Below are 17247 nucleotides of genomic sequence, written 5' to 3' on the forward strand. Positions count from 1 at the left end.
CTGAGCGGACCGCTGGACGACCGGTGCCCCGGAACGCTCTGCGCGTTCCGGGGCACCCCTGCGCCCGCGTCGCCGCGGCGGCCCGAGTGACGTCGGCCGGTGCGACGGCACCCGTTGCCGGCGGGTCCCTCACAGGACCGCGGGATCAGAACGACCGCGGGCGCCGCGTCCGGGCGGACGTCCAACAGCGGCTTTCGGACGGCGTCCTGCTGCGGCGGGAGATGGCCGAGGACGGCGTCCTTGCCCGCCTTGCGGCAGCTGTCGCCGGCTGCGCCTTCCTGACATCCGTTCCAGACCTGCCTGTTCGGCGCACGGACGACGTCACCGCGAGATCCTTCCCCAATGGTGGACCGAGCGGTCCATCCGGCCGCTCCTGCGGACGTGCCGGTACCTACCGGCCCAGTACCCGACCCGGCCGAAGACACTGCCTCCGCCGCCCCAGAAGGCGGCGCGCCACGATGCCGCGTAGTAGCCACCGGCGTGGCGCTTCTTCCGGGACTTGGTCAACCGGTAGTTCAGGGACGCCGCGGCCGAGGAGCCCACGGCCACGCACGCCACGGTCGCGGCGAATCCGGTGATGAAGCTGCAGCCTGCCGCGACCCCGAACCCGATGATCTGGGAGTTGTTCCGTCGCCAGAACCCCTTCCCCCACTTCTTGGCCTTCTTCCACTTCTTCTTGAGCCAGCCCCACCTTCCGTCGAGGTCGTAGCCGTTGAGCGGATCGGCGTGCACGTAGTCGTAGGCGTTGGCGTTGCCGCCGGCCACCGGGTCCACGGACAGGAACCGGCCCGTGCCGGGGTCGTAGAGCCGCACGCCCATGAGGACCACCGCGCTGGGGGTCTCCGTGGAGCGCTGCTTGCCGCCGAGCCAGCCGTAGCGGGCGGTGTCGGTGCCGGGCAACGGGTTTCCGTACTCGTCGTACGTGTTGACCACCGGCGTGGTGTCGGGGGCCAGGGGGATCTGCGTGGCGATGTCGCCGTGCAGGTTGGCCAGGTGCAGGACGACGTCGCCGGTCGCGCTGGTCGTGGCGATCAGGTTGCCGGCCATGTCCTCGACGCTCCGGCTGACGGTGCCGTCGCCCTGGGCGGTCCAGTCCGGGCTGTCGCCGTCGCCGCCGAAGTGCTCGGTCTTGGTGACGGCGGCACCCCAGGTGCCGTCCTCGGCCCGGCTCTCGGCCGTGGAGGATGCCAGGCGCCCGGCCGCGTCGAGATTCCACGTCGTGCGCTTGGAGTCGGCCGTGATCCGGCGGACCAGGTCGTTGGCGTAGTAGGCGTTCTCGACGCCGCCGGCCTGCGCGGTGGTGCGGCCGAAGGCGTCGTAGACCGTCCCGGCGGCGATCAGCCGGTCCGCGCTGTCGTAGGTCGAGCCGACCGTGCGGGTGGTGGGGGCGCCGCCCTCGACGTCGTCGACCGTCGTGGTCAGGGAGGTGCGGTTCGTGTTGGCGTCGAAGGCGTAGGCCCGGTGGGTGGTGACACCGGCCTGGGAGTCGTCGACCCCGGTCAGACGACCGGCCGCGTCGTAGGTGTACTCCTGGTAGGCGCCTCCACCGGTGTAGGTCGTACGGTTGGCGACCTGGTCATGGACGGAGTCGCTGGTGGACTCGCCCTGGATGGTCCAGCCGGACTCCCAGTGCCAGTAGCGGGAAGTCTCGTTGCCGGTGGGGTCGAGGTTGAACTGGACGTCGATGTTCCACGGCAGCACCTCCTTGTACAGACGCCCGTCGGAGTCGTACGCGGCGGTGACATCGCCCACGGTGCCCATGACCGAGTCGTGGACCCGGGTGGGGAGACCGGCGGGGTTGTCGTAGTCGTAAGTGAGCGTCGAGGGCGCCGAGTCGGTGACCCGGACCCTGCGGTCGCGGCTGTCGTACTCGGTGCGCGTGATGTTGCCCGCCCCGTCGTCGTAGGCGATCTCCCGGCCGAGCAGGTCGGTTGTGCGGGCGATAGTGGAGGTGCCGTCGGAGACGGTGGCCACCTCGCCGTCGGCCGGGTCGTAGGTGGTGCTCTGTGCAGGCACCGCCGTGCCGACTCCGCCCGTGGTCTCGGTCCGCTTCGCACGGCCCGCGGCATCGTAGGTGGTGACCGTCGTGCGGGTGACGCCGTTGCCGGTCTCGGAGACCTTGGCCGGGTTGCCCCAGCGGTCGTACTCGGTGGTCCTGACCGGCAGTTCGCTCGGATTGGCACCGCCGCCCGTGATGACGCCGGCCGGGCCGGTGGAGCACTCCAGGTCGGCCCATTCCGGCCGGCCCTGGCAGGTACCGGTGCCGGTGGCGGACCAGTAGCGCGTCACCGTCGCCCCGGCGTCGGTGCCGGTGGACTTCGGCAACGTGGCCTTGACGACCCGCCCCTGGGTGTCGTAGCCGGTGGTCCTGGTCAGCTTCAGCCCGTTCGGGTCGGTGATCACGCCGGTGGGCAGCCCCTTGGCCCAGTCATGGGTGGTGGCGGTGGTACGTACGTCACCGTCCGCGGGGTAGCCGTCGATCGAGGCGCCCACCTGGGTCGTGGTGACCTGGTCGGTCACGGTGGCGGTGCCGTCGGTGGGACGACCCTCGTCGTAACGGTTGACGGTGTGCTCCCGCGCCGCGACCTGCACGCCGGCCGGAAGGGCGGGGCTGTCCGCATCGCCCGCGAGGGGCTGGGTGAGGGTGACCAGGTGCAGCGGCTGGAATTCCTCCAGTTCCCGCTTGCCGTCGGCCGAGTAGACCGAGACGGTGCCCAGCCGGCGAGCGCGCTCGGCCGGGGAGGCCGAGAGGATGCCCAGTTCGGTCTGTGTGTCGACCTGGTAGACCGCGTTGCCCAGGGCCAGTTCTCGGTTGGTGGCCGTCAGCTCGAAGGTGGTGTTGCCGAATCGGTCGTACTGCTTGACGGTCAGGTGCCGGCCGGGCAGGCCCGTGTTCACCTCCCGGCCGGAGGCGTCGGTGTACGTGATGGTCGCCTTGTCGTAGTCGGCCGCGCCCAGGTCGCCTCCGCTGTGCGAGGCGGGTATCCGGTCGGCGGGGAAGACCGCCGTGGCATCCGTCGGGGCGTCGGTCTGGCCCCACGCGGCGGCGTCTCCGGTCGAAAGCTGGTGGGGCGCGGTGGTGCCGGACAGCGGAACGTCGTAGACGACGGAGGTGGTGGCCTTGCCGCCGTCCTGCTGGTCCCTGGAGCCGGCCCGCAGGGTCGGGCGGGACACGGCGAGCAGCATGCCGTCCCCGGCCGCCGCGCCGTTGCCGGCCTTGCCGTACTCGAAGGTCCACGGCAGTTGCCCGGCGGGGGTCAGCGTGACGACGCGCCCCGCGGCGTCATAGCCGTAGGCCGTCTTCAGGGCCGGCGAGATCCGCGGGTCCCACTCCTCGCGCAGACGGCCCTGGCCGTCGTAGGCGTACTGCGAGACCGCGGTGGCCGTCGCAGCCGGGGCGCCCGGGTCGGTGGCCCACAGCCGGACCTGCTTCACCTGCCCGACGACGTCGCCGAACGCGGTGGGGGTGGCGGTGGTGGCGCTCGCGTACACGTACTCCAGCACCCGGCACCCCTTGGCCGACGGCGTGGCGGCGCAGGTGTCCGCGGCCACCGCCGAGGTGGGAGCGATCACGTACCTCGGACGGGCCAGGGTCTTGCCGTCGACCGTGACCTTCTCGGAGACGACCGTGGTGGTCGACTTGTCCGTGGGCAGGAACGAGCTGGTCAGCTGCCACGTGGTGGCGGCGGAGTCGACCTTTCCGAACACCGAAGTGGTGCCCTCGGTGTCCTTCAGGGAGAACGCCCCCGTCAGGCTTCCGGCCAGTGCCAGGTCTTCGGCACCGGACTCCGGCTTCCAGCCACCGCCCGTCGTCGCGGTGAATCCGACCTCCTCACCGTCCACGTCCACGACCGCCACCGAGGTGGCCGAGGTCTTGCGCAGATAGGCCCAGTCGCTCTCGGAGACCTCGGCGGTGGTGCCGGCCGTCCACTGCGGGCCGAAGATCGCCGCCCGCCCCTCCTGCTGTGCGCCGTTGGCGGGACGACGGGAGGAGAAGGAGCGTGCGACCGTCAGACCGAAGGCCGAGGCGTCGGTGGCGGACAGACGGTAGTCACCCGTCAGCGTGTTCACGCCGCCCGGTCCGACCTCCTCGCTCGGTGCCTCGCCGGCGTCGCGGTCCACCGTGATCCGCGAGGCGGGGGAGGCGTCCGTGGTGGTGCCGTCGGTGAACACCGCACGCACCTCGACCGGGCCGTCCTCGGCGAGGGTGTCGGTCACGTTCCAGATCAGCACCTCGGACGTGCCGCCGGTGACGCTCCCGGGCCAGGCGGTCGGCGTCGAGCCGTCGGCCTTGCGGCGGACGTCCGCGACCGGGACGTCCTTCCAGGCGTCCGTCTCACCGCGCCGGTACTGGTAGCGCACCCCGGTGTCGCTCGCCTTGCCCTGTCCGGTCAGCTCGGTACGCCGCGCCGGGCGGTCACCGTCGCCGGGCGAGAGGAGCGCCGCTCCCGAGCCGGCGGAGAAGCGGTAGGCAGTGGCGGCCGACACGCTGCCGGCCGCGTCCTTGGAGCGCGCGGTCAGGGTGTGACCACCGGCGCGGAAGACCGGCTTGCCGGTGACCGGGGCACCCGTGGTGGCGGCCGACTGCCAAGCACCGCCGTCCAGGTTCCACTGCACCTCCGTCACGTCCCCCGTCGGTGGGGTGAAGGTGAAGGTCCCGGTGAAGTCACCGTTGGCGTCGGGGGTGCCGGACCACTGTCCGGCGGGGAAGTCGGTGGAGGACACCGCCGTCGTGGACGGGGCGGTGGTGTCGACCGTGAGGGTGCGGAAGGCCGACCATGCGCTCTTCGCGCTGCCGTCGCCGGAACGCACCCGCCACTGGTAGGCGCCGACGGGCAAGGCCGTCGGTGCCCAGGTGGCCGTCGCGCCCGAGGCCACGGCCGCGCTCGAGCCCGAACGCAGGGCGGCGGCAGCGCCGGCAGCCCATACCTCGTAGTCCAGGGTGACCTGGCCGCCGTCGCCGTCGAGGGCCTTGGCCGACAGGGTCGGAGTGGTGTCGCTCGTGGCGGCCTGGTCGGCCGGGGCCACGGGCGTCGGCACGCCGGGGACGGAGTTGTACGTCACCGACAGGTACGGCGTACGGGACGCGGCATTGCCGGAGTTGAACTTCTTCCAGCCGTACGGGTCGGTCTCGTCCGAGGCCCGCACGCCCAGGTGGTGGGAGCCGCTGCCGCTCGCCGCCCAGGCCTGGACCATCGAGGTCACGTCGGCGTTGACCCAGCCGTCGTCGCAGGAGCTGGAGAAGCCCTTCGTCTGGGTACTCGTGGCGTACTTGGTGTTCCAGGCGGGCTGGCTGGTCGAGCGGGTGCTCGTGGTGGCCGCGCCGGTGCTCCAGACCTCCCACGCCTTGGGCGTGCACGACCACGAGTGGAACTCGTAGAGGTTCAGTTTCGCGTCGGTGATCTGCTTCCCGGTGATGCCGGCCATCGGGAACGACAGGAAGGAACGCGCCACCTGTGACGAGCCGTTGTTGCCGATCTTCAGCTCGGTCGCAGTCGACTGGTCGGTCGTGTAGCCCTGCTGCACGAACGTGTCGAAGCTGGGGCCGACATTGATCGAGGGGTCGATCGTGACGGGATAGCGCGTCTTCTCGTCCGCGAGGAAGGCGGCGTCCGGCGTCAGGGTGATGGTGACCGTGTCGCCGGCCTGGGCGACCTCCACTCCGACCTTCGCGGTGCGGGTGTGCTCGCCCGAGTTCCTGTCGGTGCGCGCGTCCCACATCATGGGCGACGGCAGGAATCCGGCGGTCCCGCCCTTGCCGTCGACGAAGGAGACCGAGCCGTCCTGGTGCGCCTTCGCGGTCAGTCCCACCGCCGTCAGTGCATAGGTGACACGGCCGTTGGCGTCGACGGCCGAGCGGTTCTTCAACTCCAGGAACTGCTCGTAGCCGGTCCGGGTGGATTCGACGAGCAGGTCCGTGGCCGGCAGCGCGTCCTTGTAGCGGGCGACGGTGTCGTCGGTTCCCTCGACGGACGGCCGGGGGAGCGCGCCGTACCAGTCGAGCCGCAGGCGCCGGCCCGAAGGGTCGTCCATGGAGACCAGTGGCACGGCGGCCGACGGGCTCTTCGCGCCGGGAGCCGACACGTTCCTCGGAGCAGCCTGCCGCCCGGCGAGGGCCAGCCCGTGGGGGTGCCCCTCGGCCCGGATCGAACCGTCCTCGGCCTGTACGAGCGAGGGGTCGACGTCGTGCCACGCACCGTCGTGGCCCCTGAACCGGATGGGGCCCGCATAGGACTCCTCGGTGACGGTGCCGTCGGGATTGACGTACCGGGTCGACGACTCCGAACGCGCGTCGGTGACCTCGATCCGGCGCTTCTGCAGCCTGGCCTTCAGCCGGGCGGCCGGCTCCGAAGCGGCCGTTGCGGGGCCCGGGCCCGGCGTCCTGCCGGACACCTGCGTGCCCACCTGCACTCGTGACAGGGCGACCGCCTGACCGGTGGGCTCGAGCACCAGGGCAGCCTGCGCGGTCATGAGCAGTGCCAGCGTGGCGGCCGGCGGGCGCAGCCGCCGTACGGACCGCGAGGGTGGAAGAGGTGGTTGCCCACCAGCGGATCTGTGCCGTCTGGCTCCGATGAAGCGCGATGACATGGGGATTCCTCCGTTGGCGCGGCTCGTTCGCGCGCCGGCAGTGCCGTCCGCCTCCATGGCGGAAGGGCGATCGTTCGACCGGTCTCTGGGCCGGAAGCGGATCGAGGATGCCCCACACCGCGACTGACGGAATTGGCAATGCGTCCATGGCTAGTTGTCATTGCGTCCACACCTGGTTCAGCGCGGTGTGCGGGGGACTTCGGCGCGCCGGCCCTGTCGTTACGCTCACGCCTCGTCCATGCGAAAGGAGCAGTGATTACAGATGCGCAGAACCATGGCGGCCTTCGTGGCGGCCCTCGCCATCGTCCTGATGGCCGGCCTCGGTCAGGGCGGAGCCGACCTGCTGAGGGCCGGTTCCGCCGGCAGTGGGCAGGCGGCCGAGTCGTCCGGAGCGGGGAAGCGGTCCGCCGACACGGCGGTGGCTGCCGCCGGAGCCGCCACCCTCGGCCTCAAGACGGTCAGTCACAACATCTGCGGCGGTCAGTGCAACCAGGGCGGCACCGGCAGGCTGTCGTACATCACCGACCAGATCGACGCGTACCAGCCACACATGGTCATGCTGCAGGAGGTCTGCTGGTCGCAGTACGAGTGGTTCAAGAGCCACTCCTTCGCCTCGGGCACCTACCAGTTCGGCTACACCGGCCTCCTCACCAACTACACCGGCTGCGGAGCGTCGAACTGCGCGGTGAACGAGGACACCGACCCGAACAACGACGATCGCCGGTGCTGGATCGGTCAAGTCGTCGCCGCACGAGGCACCTTGAGCAACCGTGACGAGATCGCCCTCGGTGGCGAGCGGCACCAGATCAAGACGAACGCGACCACGGGAGCGGTCGAACCCGTGAACCCGCCGCGGACGTTCACCGCACTCTGCTACGACGCGGCCCTCTCCGACCTGCCCGGCCGCGTGGTCAAGGGCTGCAGCGTCCACCTGCGGTCCTTCCACGACCCGGACCTGATCAACCAGCGGGCCCGCACCGCCCAGGCCGCCCGACTCGCCTCCGACCTCGACGGTGACGTCGCCGCAGGCAAGATCGTCGTGGTGGGCGGCGACTTCAACTCGTGGTCCGACCACAACCGGACGCCCGCCATGGACGCCCTCTACCGATCCGACGCCGCGCCCGGCGGCGGCTGGGGCGTGTTCTACGAGGCCGACCAGGACGACGCGAACCACTACGGCAAGGTGGGCTGTGACGCGGCGGCGAAGGCCTGCCGCAGCGGCGCTCCGACCCTCGTCGGTTCCCAGACCAAGTACGACTACCTCTTCTATTCCGAGACCACCGACCCCGCTTCCGTCAGCGGGTACACCATCGACCTCTACGTCAGGGATGCCGCCGGCAACATCGTCAAGGACGCCGCCGGCAACGACGTCAAGGTCTCGGACCACTCCTTCTACCGAGGTCTGGCCCAGGTGGCGACCTCCTGACGGGCCGCCCGTGCGGTCGCGGTCCCCCAGGGCCGCGACCCGGTGCGCGACGCCCACCGACGACGGTTGCGGTGCCCCTCAAGAGCCCGCCGCGGCGAGGGCCTGGCGGCGGTGCTCGCGCGGCGTCATCCCGTACGTGGCGCGGAAGGCACGCGTGAAGTCCGAAGCGCGGGTGAAACCCCAGCGGGAGGCCACCACATGGATCGGGGTCGCGCGCAGAACAGGGTCCGCCAGGGCACGGTGGGTTCCCTCCAGGCGGCGGGCGCGGATCCAGGCGGCCAGCGTCTGCCCCCCTGACTGCTGCGTGAAGACACGGTGCAGGTGACTGAGGGAGACATGGTGGGCGGCGGCTATCACGACAGGTGTCAGCTCGGGATCGTGGAGCCGCCGCCGGACGAAGGTCTGGACCCGCTCGGTCAGGACCCACTCGCGGGTCTCGGCTGACAGGGTGGCCTCGGCATCCAGCACATGGGCCAGCCAGGCGTGCACCAGGTCGAGGACGGTGGCGCCGAGGCGGGGCGCGTCGGCGGGGCTCAGGAGGTCGGCATGCCGCAGGAGGCCGGCGAGGAGGTCCGCCAGCAGCGCGCCCGTACCCTCCCGAGCGGAGAGCAGCTTGCCCCGGAGGTGCTGTACACGCTGCGGCGGCAGGGGAAGCAGCGCCTGGGGGAAGTCGACGCCGATGCCGGCGAGGGCGCGGCCTTCCTCGCAGGGGCGGAGCTCGAACGCCTGGGAGCTGTCGATGACATGGATGTCGCGCGGGCCGTGTGCCTCGGTGCGTCCGTCGTCCGCCGTCATCGCCACCGCTCCGTCGGTCAGCAGGGTCACGTGGTACGTACCGGTGTCGCTGCGGCGCGCCATGCGCGAGGTGCGCCAGATCCGAGCCGGTGCGAAGGACGAGTGCAACACCGTCACCGGACCGAGCTCCATGTGCCGCAACTCCGCCCGGAAGTCGGCGGCGTGAGGGCTGACGATCTCGGCCGACCGCGTTCGCAAGATCATCTCCCGCCACCAGTCGAATCTTCCCTCGAGCGGCACATCGTCGGTACGGAACGTGGTTCCGATCATCGCGCTCTCTCTCCGTTCTCCCGGGTCCCCCGTGCTGCGGGCTGATCGATTTCGCGCACAGGAGACGCCACGGGGACAAGCGCATGTGACATCCCTTCGATGTGACGAGCGCCATAAGGGCGCCGGTGGGCTCCCAGGGGGTCCGTCCCGGCGCCGCAGCGGCGGTCAGTCGAGGACCGCCGTGAGCCAACGCCCGTGGGCGGCAGGCGCGGTGTGAGGGGAGCTGCTCTCCGGTTCCGCTCGTTGGCCGGCGGGAGTTCGATCGCGGGGTCTCGGCCGGAATCCCGGCGAAGCCGTTGAAGCGGAAGTCGGGGGCGGTGACCGCCGAGCTGGTCGGGGCCCCTTCGTCGTCAGTCCGGATGCGGGGCGTCCATGGGCGCCAGGACGTTGCCGGGGGACAGGCCGCCGAGCTTGTCGGGGTTGACCTGGAAGCGCAGGTTGTGGATGCGCCCTTCACCGATGTCGAAGGAGAGGGCGCCGATGGTGTGCCCGTCGAGGCGGGCGAGGATGCCGAGTTCGCCGTTGATGACGGCGGACTCCATGGTCAGGGCGGCCAGTTCGGGTTTGGCGAGGAACCCCAGGAGCCAGCGGGCGACGTGGTCGATGCCGTGGAGCGGACGGCGGGCAGCGGTGACCTTGCCACCACCGTCGGACCAGGCGGTCACGTCGGGGGCGAGGAGTTCCATCACGGCGTTCAGGTCGCCGCCCGCGCAGGCGTCGAGGAACTGGGCGGTGATCTGCCGACGCCGGTCGGGGTCGGTGTCGAAGCGCGGGCGGCGGGCCTGGACGTGCGCCCGGGCGCGGTGGGCGATCTGGCGGATCGTCGTCTCGGGGCGGTCGAGGCTCTCGGCGATCTCGCCGTGGGAGTAGCCGAACACCTCGCGCAGCAGGAAGACGGCCCGCTCGACGGGGCCGAGGGTTTCCAGGACGACCAGCATGGCCGTGGAGACGGAGTCGGCCACTTCGACCTCCGAGGCGACGTCCGGCGAGGTGAGCAGGGGTTCGGGGAGCCAGGGGCCGACGTAGGTCTCGCGGGCGGCCCGGGCGGAGGTGAGGCGGTTCAGGGAGAGGTTGGTGACGGTGCGCACCAGGTAGGCCTTGGGGTGGCTGATCGCGTCGCGGTCCGTGGTGCTCCACTTCAGCCAGGCGTCCTGCAGGACGTCCTCCGCGTCGGTGACGGTGCCCAGCATGCGGTAGGCGGTGGCGAACAGCAGTCTGCGGTGTTCGAGGTACGGGTCCTGCCCGGTGCCGGCGTCGATCACCGGCTCATGCTGCCGGTGCTGCGGGGCAGACGGCAAGGCGCGGACCAGGGCGTCGGGGGAGGGTGACGCGCCGGTCATGCCGCGGGCCTACGAGTGGCGCGACCGCCCTTGGAGATGATGGTGGTGACGTTCATGCGCTTGCTGTAGCGGTACGTCAGCAGCGGGCTGCCGCTGACCAGCTCCTTGTACCAGACGGCGCTGCGACCGGTGAGGCGGATGCGGGCCGGTGTGAAGTCGGCCTTGGTGAACTGGATGACGGCGTCCCTGCGGCCGAGGCTGAGCGGCTGGTGGAAGTAGCCGAAGCGGAACGGCTTCACCGCCTTGCCGCGTACCAGCCGGGCGATGGTGTCGGCGGTGTACTGGGCGGTGGGGAGCCCGCTCTGGCAGGAGCCGTGGAGCTGCCCGAAGTCCATACGGATCGCGGCGGCGTCGCCGACGGCGTGGATCTCCGGGTGGGACACGGACCGCAGCGTGGCGTCGGTCAGGATCAGACCGCGGTCGTCGGTGGCGATCCCGGCGTCGGCTGCGAGCGGCGACACCTTCACCCCCGCGGTCCAGAGGCAGGCGTCGGAACGGAGGATCCGGCCGTCGGCCAGCTGGACGGCCTCGGGCAGCACCTTCGTGACGCGGGCGCCGGTGACCAGGGTGATGCCGAGGCGGCTCAGCGCGCGGTGCAGGTAGGCGCGGGCCTCGTCGCCCATCATGGAGCCGGGCTCGTCGGGGCTGATCAGCGTGACGTTCACCCCCGGGTGGGCCTCCGCGATCTCGGTGGCGGCCTCGATGCCGGTCAGGCCGCCGCCGCATACGGTGACCGTGCCGCCGGCCCCGGAGCACTCGGTGAGCCGTGCGGCGAACAGGCCGGCGGGCCCGGGGCTGTTGAGGGTGAAGGCGTGGGTGTCGGCGCCGGGGGCGTTGCCGGTGTCGGTCGCGCTGCCCAGCGCGTAGACGAGCGTGTCGTACGCGAGCGGCGCGGCGCCGTCGACGGTGATGCGCCGGGCTTCGGGGTCGATGGCGGTGGCGGCGCCCTGGACGAACGTGACGCCGGTGCCGGCGAGCAGGTCGGCGATCCGATGGTCGGGCAGCTTCTGCCCGGCGGCGATCTGATGCATCCGCAGCCGCTCGACGAACCGGCCCGAGGGGTTGACGAGGGTGATCTTCACGCCGGTGCGGCGAGTGCGGTGGGCCAGCCGGACGGCGCTGAACATGCCCGTGTAACCGGCGCCGAGGACGACGACGTGGTGGCCGTTGGTCATGGCGAACTCCCAGCTCAGGCACCGGCTTCGGTACCGGTGACGCCCATGGGACAAAGGGCCGCCGGGGAACGTGACAGGAGGCCGGTGTGACCTGCATCACCGTCCGGGGAGGTGCCCTCTCCACGTCGGCCGGGCCGACCATGGCTACGCTCCCCGGTGGAGGGTGACATGGGCACACGAACTCGATCGACCGACATGCGACGGGATCGCAGCCGCCCTCGCGGCCGGGCCGTGGGCCTCCCCCTCGTCGTCGGCCTCCTGACCTTGGCGGCCGGCGCCTACTTCCTGGCCGGGACGATCCAGGCGACGAGGGACCTCGACGGCGGCGTACGCACGACAGCCGTGCTCGTGGACGAACCATCGCACTGCTCCGACGCGTGTCGCGTGACCTTCGACGCCGCCGACAGCACCGTGGTGGCGAAACTGCCGGCCCACGAGCTCATCAGGAAGTTCCACCGAGGCAGCGATCTGAGCATCGTGTACGCCCCGCAGGATCCGCGTCGGATCGCACTCGCCGACAGCGTCGGGCCCGGTCCCGTCCTCCTGGCCTCCCTCGTCCCGTCCCTGGGGCTCGCACTGGTCATCGCTTCCGCGGCCGTGTGGATCCGCGCCCGGCCGCGGCGGTCCTGGTCCCGGACGCGGTAGTGCGTCGGCCAGCGTGCAGGGACCACGTGAACGACACCACCCTGCAGGCGGCGTTCGGCGGCCCTTGCCGGGTCCTCCCCGCCCTGACATGGTGACCGGGCGCATGCCCGCGCCTCGAACTATGGTGTCCCACCACATACGCGGGTGACCTGCGCGTTTCTACGGTGTGGCGACACGAACACGTCCCCGTCACCCGCTCGGAAGTGGTGCACATGGCCGCCGCAACACACGCTCCCACGCCCCCCGGCTCCCTCAAGCGCATCGTCGCCGCCAGTCTCATCGGCACCACCATCGAGTGGTACGACTTCTTCCTCTACGGGTCGGCCGCCGCGCTGGTGTTCAACAAGCTCTTCTTTCCCGAGTCCGATCCGATGGTCGGGACCCTGCTCTCCTTCCTGACGTACGCCGTCGGGTTCGCGGCCCGGCCGCTGGGTGCGCTGGTGTTCGGGCACTACGGTGACCGGCTCGGGCGGAAGAAGCTGCTGGTGCTCAGCCTGCTGCTGATGGGCGGGGCGACCTTCGCCATCGGGTTGCTGCCGACGCACGCGACGGTCGGCTCCGCCGCGCCGCTGCTGCTGACCGCGCTGCGGCTCGTGCAGGGATTCGCGCTCGGTGGGGAGTGGGGCGGGGCCGTGCTGCTCGTGTCCGAGCACGGGGACGCCGAGCGGCGGGGGTTCTGGGCCTCGTGGCCGCAGACCGGGGCGCCGGCCGGGCAGTTGCTCGCGACCGGTGTGCTGTCGGCGCTGACCGCGCTGCTCTCCGAGTCCGCTTTCGGGTCCTGGGGCTGGCGGATCCCGTTCCTGCTGTCCGGCGTCCTGGTGATGGTCGGCCTGTGGATCCGGCTCTCCGTCGACGAGTCGCCCGTCTTCAAGGCCGCGCTCGCCGCCGCCGAGGAGCGCAAGGCCGACGCCGGGCAGGCCGAGAAGATGCCGCTGGTCGCCGTGGTCCGCGACCACTGGCGCGATGTGCTCGTCGCCATGGGCGCCCGCATGGCCGAGAACATCTCGTACTACGTCATCACGGCGTTCATCCTCGTCTACGCCACCACCCAGGTCGGCCTCTCCAAGCAGACCGCCCTCAACGCCGTACTCATCGGCTCCGCCGTCCACTTCGCCGTCATCCCCCTCTGGGGCGCGCTGTCCGACCGGCTCGGGCGCCGGCCCGTCTACCTCATCGGGGCCGTCGGCGTGGGGCTCTGGATGTTCCCCTTCTTCGCCCTCATCGACCAGGGATCCTTCGGCAGCCTGCTGCTCGCCGTCACCGTCGGACTCGTCCTGCACGGCGCGATGTACGCCCCCCAGGCGGCGTTCTTCTCCGAGATGTTCGCGACCCGGATGCGCTACTCCGGCGCGTCGATCGGCGCCCAGTTCTCCTCGGTCGCCGCCGGCGCCCCCGCCCCGCTCATCGCCACGGCGCTCCTCGCCGACTACGACAGCTCGACCCCGATCGCCCTCTACGTGATCGCCGCCGCGCTCCTCACCGTCGTCGCCGTCGTCTGCGCCCGTGAGACCCGGCACCGCGACCTGGCCGACGTCGCCGAGACCGCTCCGGCGGACACGCCTGTCCGCGCCGACGCCTGATCGCGCCGCGCCGCGGACCACGGACACGACGGGAAGGGCCCGTCTCGAACCACTGGTTCGAGGCGGGCCCTTCCACGTCCGGGTGCCGGGGTGCCGGGGTGCCGGGGTGCCGGGGTGCCGGGATTGCGGCGTTCCGGGTCGTCCGTCGTCCGTCACCGGTCGTCCGTCACCGGTCGTCCGTCACCGGGAGCCCGACGCTTCGTACTTCGTCGTGTCCGGCTGTCCCGGCTGCTGCTCCTGCTGTCCCGGCTTCACGCACGTCACCTTGTCCCGCGGCGTGTAGTGCGTGCTGAACGTCTCGCGCTTCACTTCGACGCCGCCGTTCTTGAAGACCCGGTCGACCTTGATGTCGAAGCCTTCCAGAGGCTCCTGGACCTCGCACTTCTCGCTCGTGTCCTTGCGCTCCGCGGGCGGAGTGATGTTCGTGCGCGGGCCCGCGACCGCCTCGACCGTGTCGTACTTCTTGGTGCCGAGGAAGCTCACCGTCACCGACGAGTCGGTCGAGCTCGCCTTGATGTAGATCGGGTGGCCCGAGTCGTTGCGGAAGCGCAGGTCGAGCGTGCCCCAGGCCACGGTCGCCTCGCGGCCGGCCGGATAGCGCTCGATGTAGAAGGAGTGGGCGCCGTGCTCGATCGGCTTGACGCCGGCGAAGAAGAGCGCGTTGTAGACCGTGGTGGCGACCGCCGACACACCGCCGCCCGGGGCCTTCTTGTACTGGCCGTCCATGATCATGGTGCCGTCGACGAAGCCGTTGGCCTCGGTACGCTCCCCGACCGTCCGGTTGAAGCTCCACATCGCGCCCGGCTGGACCACGGAGCCGTTGATCAGCTCCACGGCCCGACCGATGTTGGTCGTGCGGTACGGGGCGGTGGGGAAGTTCACCGTGAACGTCGACATCTGCTCGGTGATCCCCAGCTCGGCCAGGCTCTTCGCCGTCAGCTTCGGCTGGGTCACCTTCGCGTCCACCGGCGCGGTGCGGGCCGCCGTGCCCTGCTTGGTGAGCAGCGGCGTCACCGCGCGGCCGAGCGCGTCGGCGGACACCTCGCGGCCGGGGCGGCCCTCGCGCTCCACGACGACCTTGCCGTCCCGGACGCCGAGGCTCGCCTCGACGGGGGCGCCGGAGAGCGAGTCGAGCGGGCGGGACACCGCCGGGTCGTGCATCAGCGTGCGGGCGTCCAGCGACGGGGTGAGCCGACCGCCCTCGGTCTTCACGACCAGGTGGTCGCCCAGGGTCACCGCCGGGATCGCGAGCCGCTTGTCGCCCGAGGTGAGCGTGACCGGGCCGGACATGGCCGGCGTCGCGAAGTCCTTCACAAAGCGGTCGACCTCCGCCGCCTTCACCTTCGGCTGCGTCACGGAGACCGGCAGGGCCACGGGCGCCGCACCGCCGGTGCCGGGGTAGGCGGCGCGGAGCACGTCGACGGCCTTCGCCGTGTCCAGCTTCTGGCCTTCGCGCGGCTGGGTCACGACCGGCTTGCCGTGCTCGAAGGCCACCGCACCCTCGCGGGTCGTGCGGTCGTGCTGCTTCGCCTGCGCGGCGACCGCCGCGCGCGCCTTGGCGTCGTCGAAGGACACGACCGGCTCGATGTCGCGGTCGCCCGACGAGAACAGCCGGCCGATGACCGTGAACGGGTCACGGGACGGGTCGGCCGCCCGCTCCACCGTGGCGGCCACGTCGACCGTGAGCCCCGCCCCGGCGGGGTCGACCGTGCCGGTCGTGTCACCGATCGTGACCCGGACCGGGTCCTTCCAGGAGGCGGGGGCCGCGGAGGTGAGCCGGGCGGCGGCCTCGGCGCGGCTCAGGCCGCCGATGTCGACGCCGTCGACGCGCGTGCCGTCCGAGATGTCGTTGCCCGTGGCGACGAGTCCCGCCACGTACAGTCCGCCCGCGACGGCCGCGACCGCACCGGTCGCGATCGCCGCCTTGCGTATGTGGCCGCGGCGCCCGTTCGGGCCCGCGGCGGCGTGGTCGGTCGTGGAGCGGCGCACACACCCTCCCAGGGCGGTGAGGAGTCAGAGGACACCCGTGAGGGGGCAGCGATGGCCCATCCCTCGAACGGGGTATCCCCCGACGGTACGCCGTACGGGGGTGATAGTTCCAGATGGTCCCTTTTATTCCAGTGGTGACACTCCTCTCATCCCGGGCGAACTAAGGTGTCCGGGTGCCCTCGTCCTCCTCAGGCCCCCAGTCCGTCGACCGTGCGTTCGCCCTCCTCGACGCCGTCGCCGACGCGGACCGGCCCGTCGGTGCGAAGGCCCTGGCCCGGACGCTCGGCTGCGCCCTGTCGACCGTCTACCACCTCACCGGTCCGCTGATCGCCCGCGGCCACCTCGTACGGACCCCCGAGGGGTACGCCCCCGGCCCGCGCGTCCCTGCCCTGCACCGCGCCTACCAGCGGCACCACGGCCTCGGCGGGTCCGTCGCCGAGCTGCTCGGCCGGCTGCGCCGTACCTCCGGCGCCGAGGCCTACTTCACCGCCTACCACGACGGCCGGATCACCGTCATCGACACGACCGCGCCGGTCACCGACACCACCCATCCCTTCGCACCCGGACCCGAGGCCCGGGCCCACGCCACCGCCCACGGCAAGGCCCTGCTCGCCGGGCTGCCCCGGGCGCTGCGCCGGCGCTACCTGGACGCCCATGGCATGGCCCGGTTCACCGAGCGGACGATCACCAGCCCCGAGCGCTTCGAGGCGGAGCTGGCCAAGGTCCGCGACCGGGGCTTCGCCGTCTCGGTGGGCGAGGCCGACCCCGCGTACACCTGTCTCGCGACGGCGCTCCCGGGGCGCGGCGACGGCAGCGTGCACGCCCTGTCGGTGTCGCTGCCCACCGCCGACTTCCGGCGTCGGCACGGCGAGGTCCGGGCGGCCCTGGCCCGCGCCGTCCCGCTGCTCGCGGACGCGCTGTCGGACAGCACCGTCGGCGTCTCGGCCTCGGGGGTCTCGGCCTCGGGGGTCTCGGCGTCGGGAGTCTCGGCGTCGGGCGTCTCGGCCTCCGGGGTCTCGGCCTCCGGTGTCACCCGCTTTCCGACCCTGCCGGAATCCTGACCCCGTCCGCCGGCCCCGGCGCGGGCCGGCGCGCACCCTGAGCGCATGATCTTCATCGCCGTACGTTTCACCGTCAGCCCCGAGCACGCCGAGACCTGGCTCGACCGCGTCGCCGACTTCACCCGTGCCACCCGCGAGGAGCCCGGCAACCTGTTCTTCGACTGGTCCCGCAGCGTGGACGACCCGCACCAGTACGTCCTGCTGGAGGCCTTCGCCGACGCCGGGGCCGGCGCGGCGCACGTCGCCTCCCCGCACTTCAAGGCCGGTCTCGCGGTGATGGGCGAGGCCATCGCCGCCACCCCTGAGATCATCAACGTCGAGGTGCCCCAGCAGGGTTGGGGTCCGATGGGCGAGCTCGCCCGCTAGGGCGAGGTCCCG

10 protein-coding genes are annotated in these 17247 nt (G+C 71.7%); 5 read left to right on the plus strand and 5 right to left on the minus strand.

Annotation, left to right across the window (positions count from 1 at the left end; genetic code table 11):
- Positions 1-321: 321 nt before the first annotated feature.
- Positions 322-6471, minus strand: coding sequence for a DNRLRE domain-containing protein (locus AB0M16_RS29040; RefSeq protein WP_365348078.1), 6150 nt, complete (start codon positions 6469-6471; stop codon positions 322-324).
- A gap of 379 nt (positions 6472-6850) precedes the next feature.
- On the opposite strand from AB0M16_RS29040, the gene AB0M16_RS29045 reads away from it, so the two are divergent.
- A complete protein-coding gene (locus AB0M16_RS29045) occupies positions 6851-8014 on the plus strand; it encodes an endonuclease/exonuclease/phosphatase family protein (RefSeq protein ID WP_365348080.1) in 1164 nt (387 codons plus the stop codon).
- Positions 8015-8092: 78 nt separating this feature from the next.
- On the opposite strand, the gene AB0M16_RS29050 is transcribed toward AB0M16_RS29045, so the two are convergent.
- From AB0M16_RS29050 to AB0M16_RS29060, 3 genes are all read right to left on the minus strand, one after another.
- Positions 8093-9079 carry an AraC family transcriptional regulator gene (locus AB0M16_RS29050; RefSeq protein ID WP_365348082.1) on the minus strand — a complete coding sequence of 329 codons (987 nt, stop codon included), beginning with the start codon at positions 9077-9079 and terminating at the stop codon, positions 8093-8095.
- A 350-nt stretch (positions 9080-9429) separates the two neighbouring features.
- A complete protein-coding gene (locus AB0M16_RS29055) occupies positions 9430-10341 on the minus strand; it encodes an RNA polymerase sigma-70 factor (RefSeq protein ID WP_365348084.1) in 912 nt (303 codons plus the stop codon).
- Positions 10342-10415: 74 nt separating this feature from the next.
- Complete coding sequence (locus AB0M16_RS29060; protein ID WP_365348086.1) at positions 10416-11594, minus strand: FAD-dependent oxidoreductase; 1179 nt, start codon at positions 11592-11594, stop codon at positions 10416-10418.
- A 195-nt stretch (positions 11595-11789) separates the two neighbouring features.
- Here AB0M16_RS29060 and AB0M16_RS29065 point away from each other — a divergent pair, with 195 nt between their 5' ends.
- Together AB0M16_RS29065 and AB0M16_RS29070 are read left to right on the plus strand one after the other, a co-directional pair.
- Positions 11790-12239 carry a hypothetical protein gene (locus tag AB0M16_RS29065; protein ID WP_365348088.1) on the plus strand — a complete coding sequence of 150 codons (450 nt, stop codon included), beginning with the start codon at positions 11790-11792 and terminating at the stop codon, positions 12237-12239.
- Between the two features lie 212 nt (positions 12240-12451).
- Positions 12452-13819 (plus strand): MFS transporter, encoded by a 1368-nt coding sequence (locus tag AB0M16_RS29070; protein WP_365348090.1) that lies wholly within the window; start codon positions 12452-12454, stop codon positions 13817-13819.
- 180 nt (positions 13820-13999) lie between these two features.
- Here the strand turns inward: AB0M16_RS29070 and AB0M16_RS29075 are convergent, their stop codons facing one another.
- Positions 14000-15808, minus strand: coding sequence for a VanW family protein (locus tag AB0M16_RS29075; RefSeq protein ID WP_365348092.1), 1809 nt, complete (start codon positions 15806-15808; stop codon positions 14000-14002).
- A 173-nt stretch (positions 15809-15981) separates the two neighbouring features.
- Here AB0M16_RS29075 and AB0M16_RS29080 point away from each other — a divergent pair, with 173 nt between their 5' ends.
- Complete coding sequence (locus tag AB0M16_RS29080; RefSeq protein WP_365348094.1) at positions 15982-16869, plus strand: IclR family transcriptional regulator; 888 nt, start codon at positions 15982-15984, stop codon at positions 16867-16869.
- Positions 16870-16914: 45 nt separating this feature from the next.
- Complete coding sequence (locus AB0M16_RS29085) at positions 16915-17235, plus strand: putative quinol monooxygenase (protein ID WP_365348096.1); 321 nt, start codon at positions 16915-16917, stop codon at positions 17233-17235.
- Positions 17236-17247: the final 12 nt, after the last annotated feature.

The organism is Streptomyces sp. NPDC051921 (genome assembly GCF_040680975.1).
Taxonomy (GTDB): Bacteria; Actinomycetota; Actinomycetes; order Streptomycetales; family Streptomycetaceae; genus Streptomyces.

Coding starts and splice junctions, on each gene's coding strand:
- AB0M16_RS29040 (WP_365348078.1), bottom strand. CDS start 6,471: ATGACCGCGCAGGCTGCCCTGGTGCTCGAGCCCACCGGTCAGGCGGTC.
- AB0M16_RS29045 (WP_365348080.1), top strand. CDS start 6,851: ATGCGCAGAACCATGGCGGCCTTCGTGGCGGCCCTCGCCATCGTCCTG.
- AB0M16_RS29050 (WP_365348082.1), bottom strand. CDS start 9,079: ATGATCGGAACCACGTTCCGTACCGACGATGTGCCGCTCGAGGGAAGA.
- AB0M16_RS29060 (WP_365348086.1), bottom strand. CDS start 11,594: ATGACCAACGGCCACCACGTCGTCGTCCTCGGCGCCGGTTACACGGGC.
- AB0M16_RS29065 (WP_365348088.1), top strand. CDS start 11,790: ATGCGACGGGATCGCAGCCGCCCTCGCGGCCGGGCCGTGGGCCTCCCC.
- AB0M16_RS29070 (WP_365348090.1), top strand. CDS start 12,452: ATGGCCGCCGCAACACACGCTCCCACGCCCCCCGGCTCCCTCAAGCGC.
- AB0M16_RS29085 (WP_365348096.1), top strand. CDS start 16,915: ATGATCTTCATCGCCGTACGTTTCACCGTCAGCCCCGAGCACGCCGAG.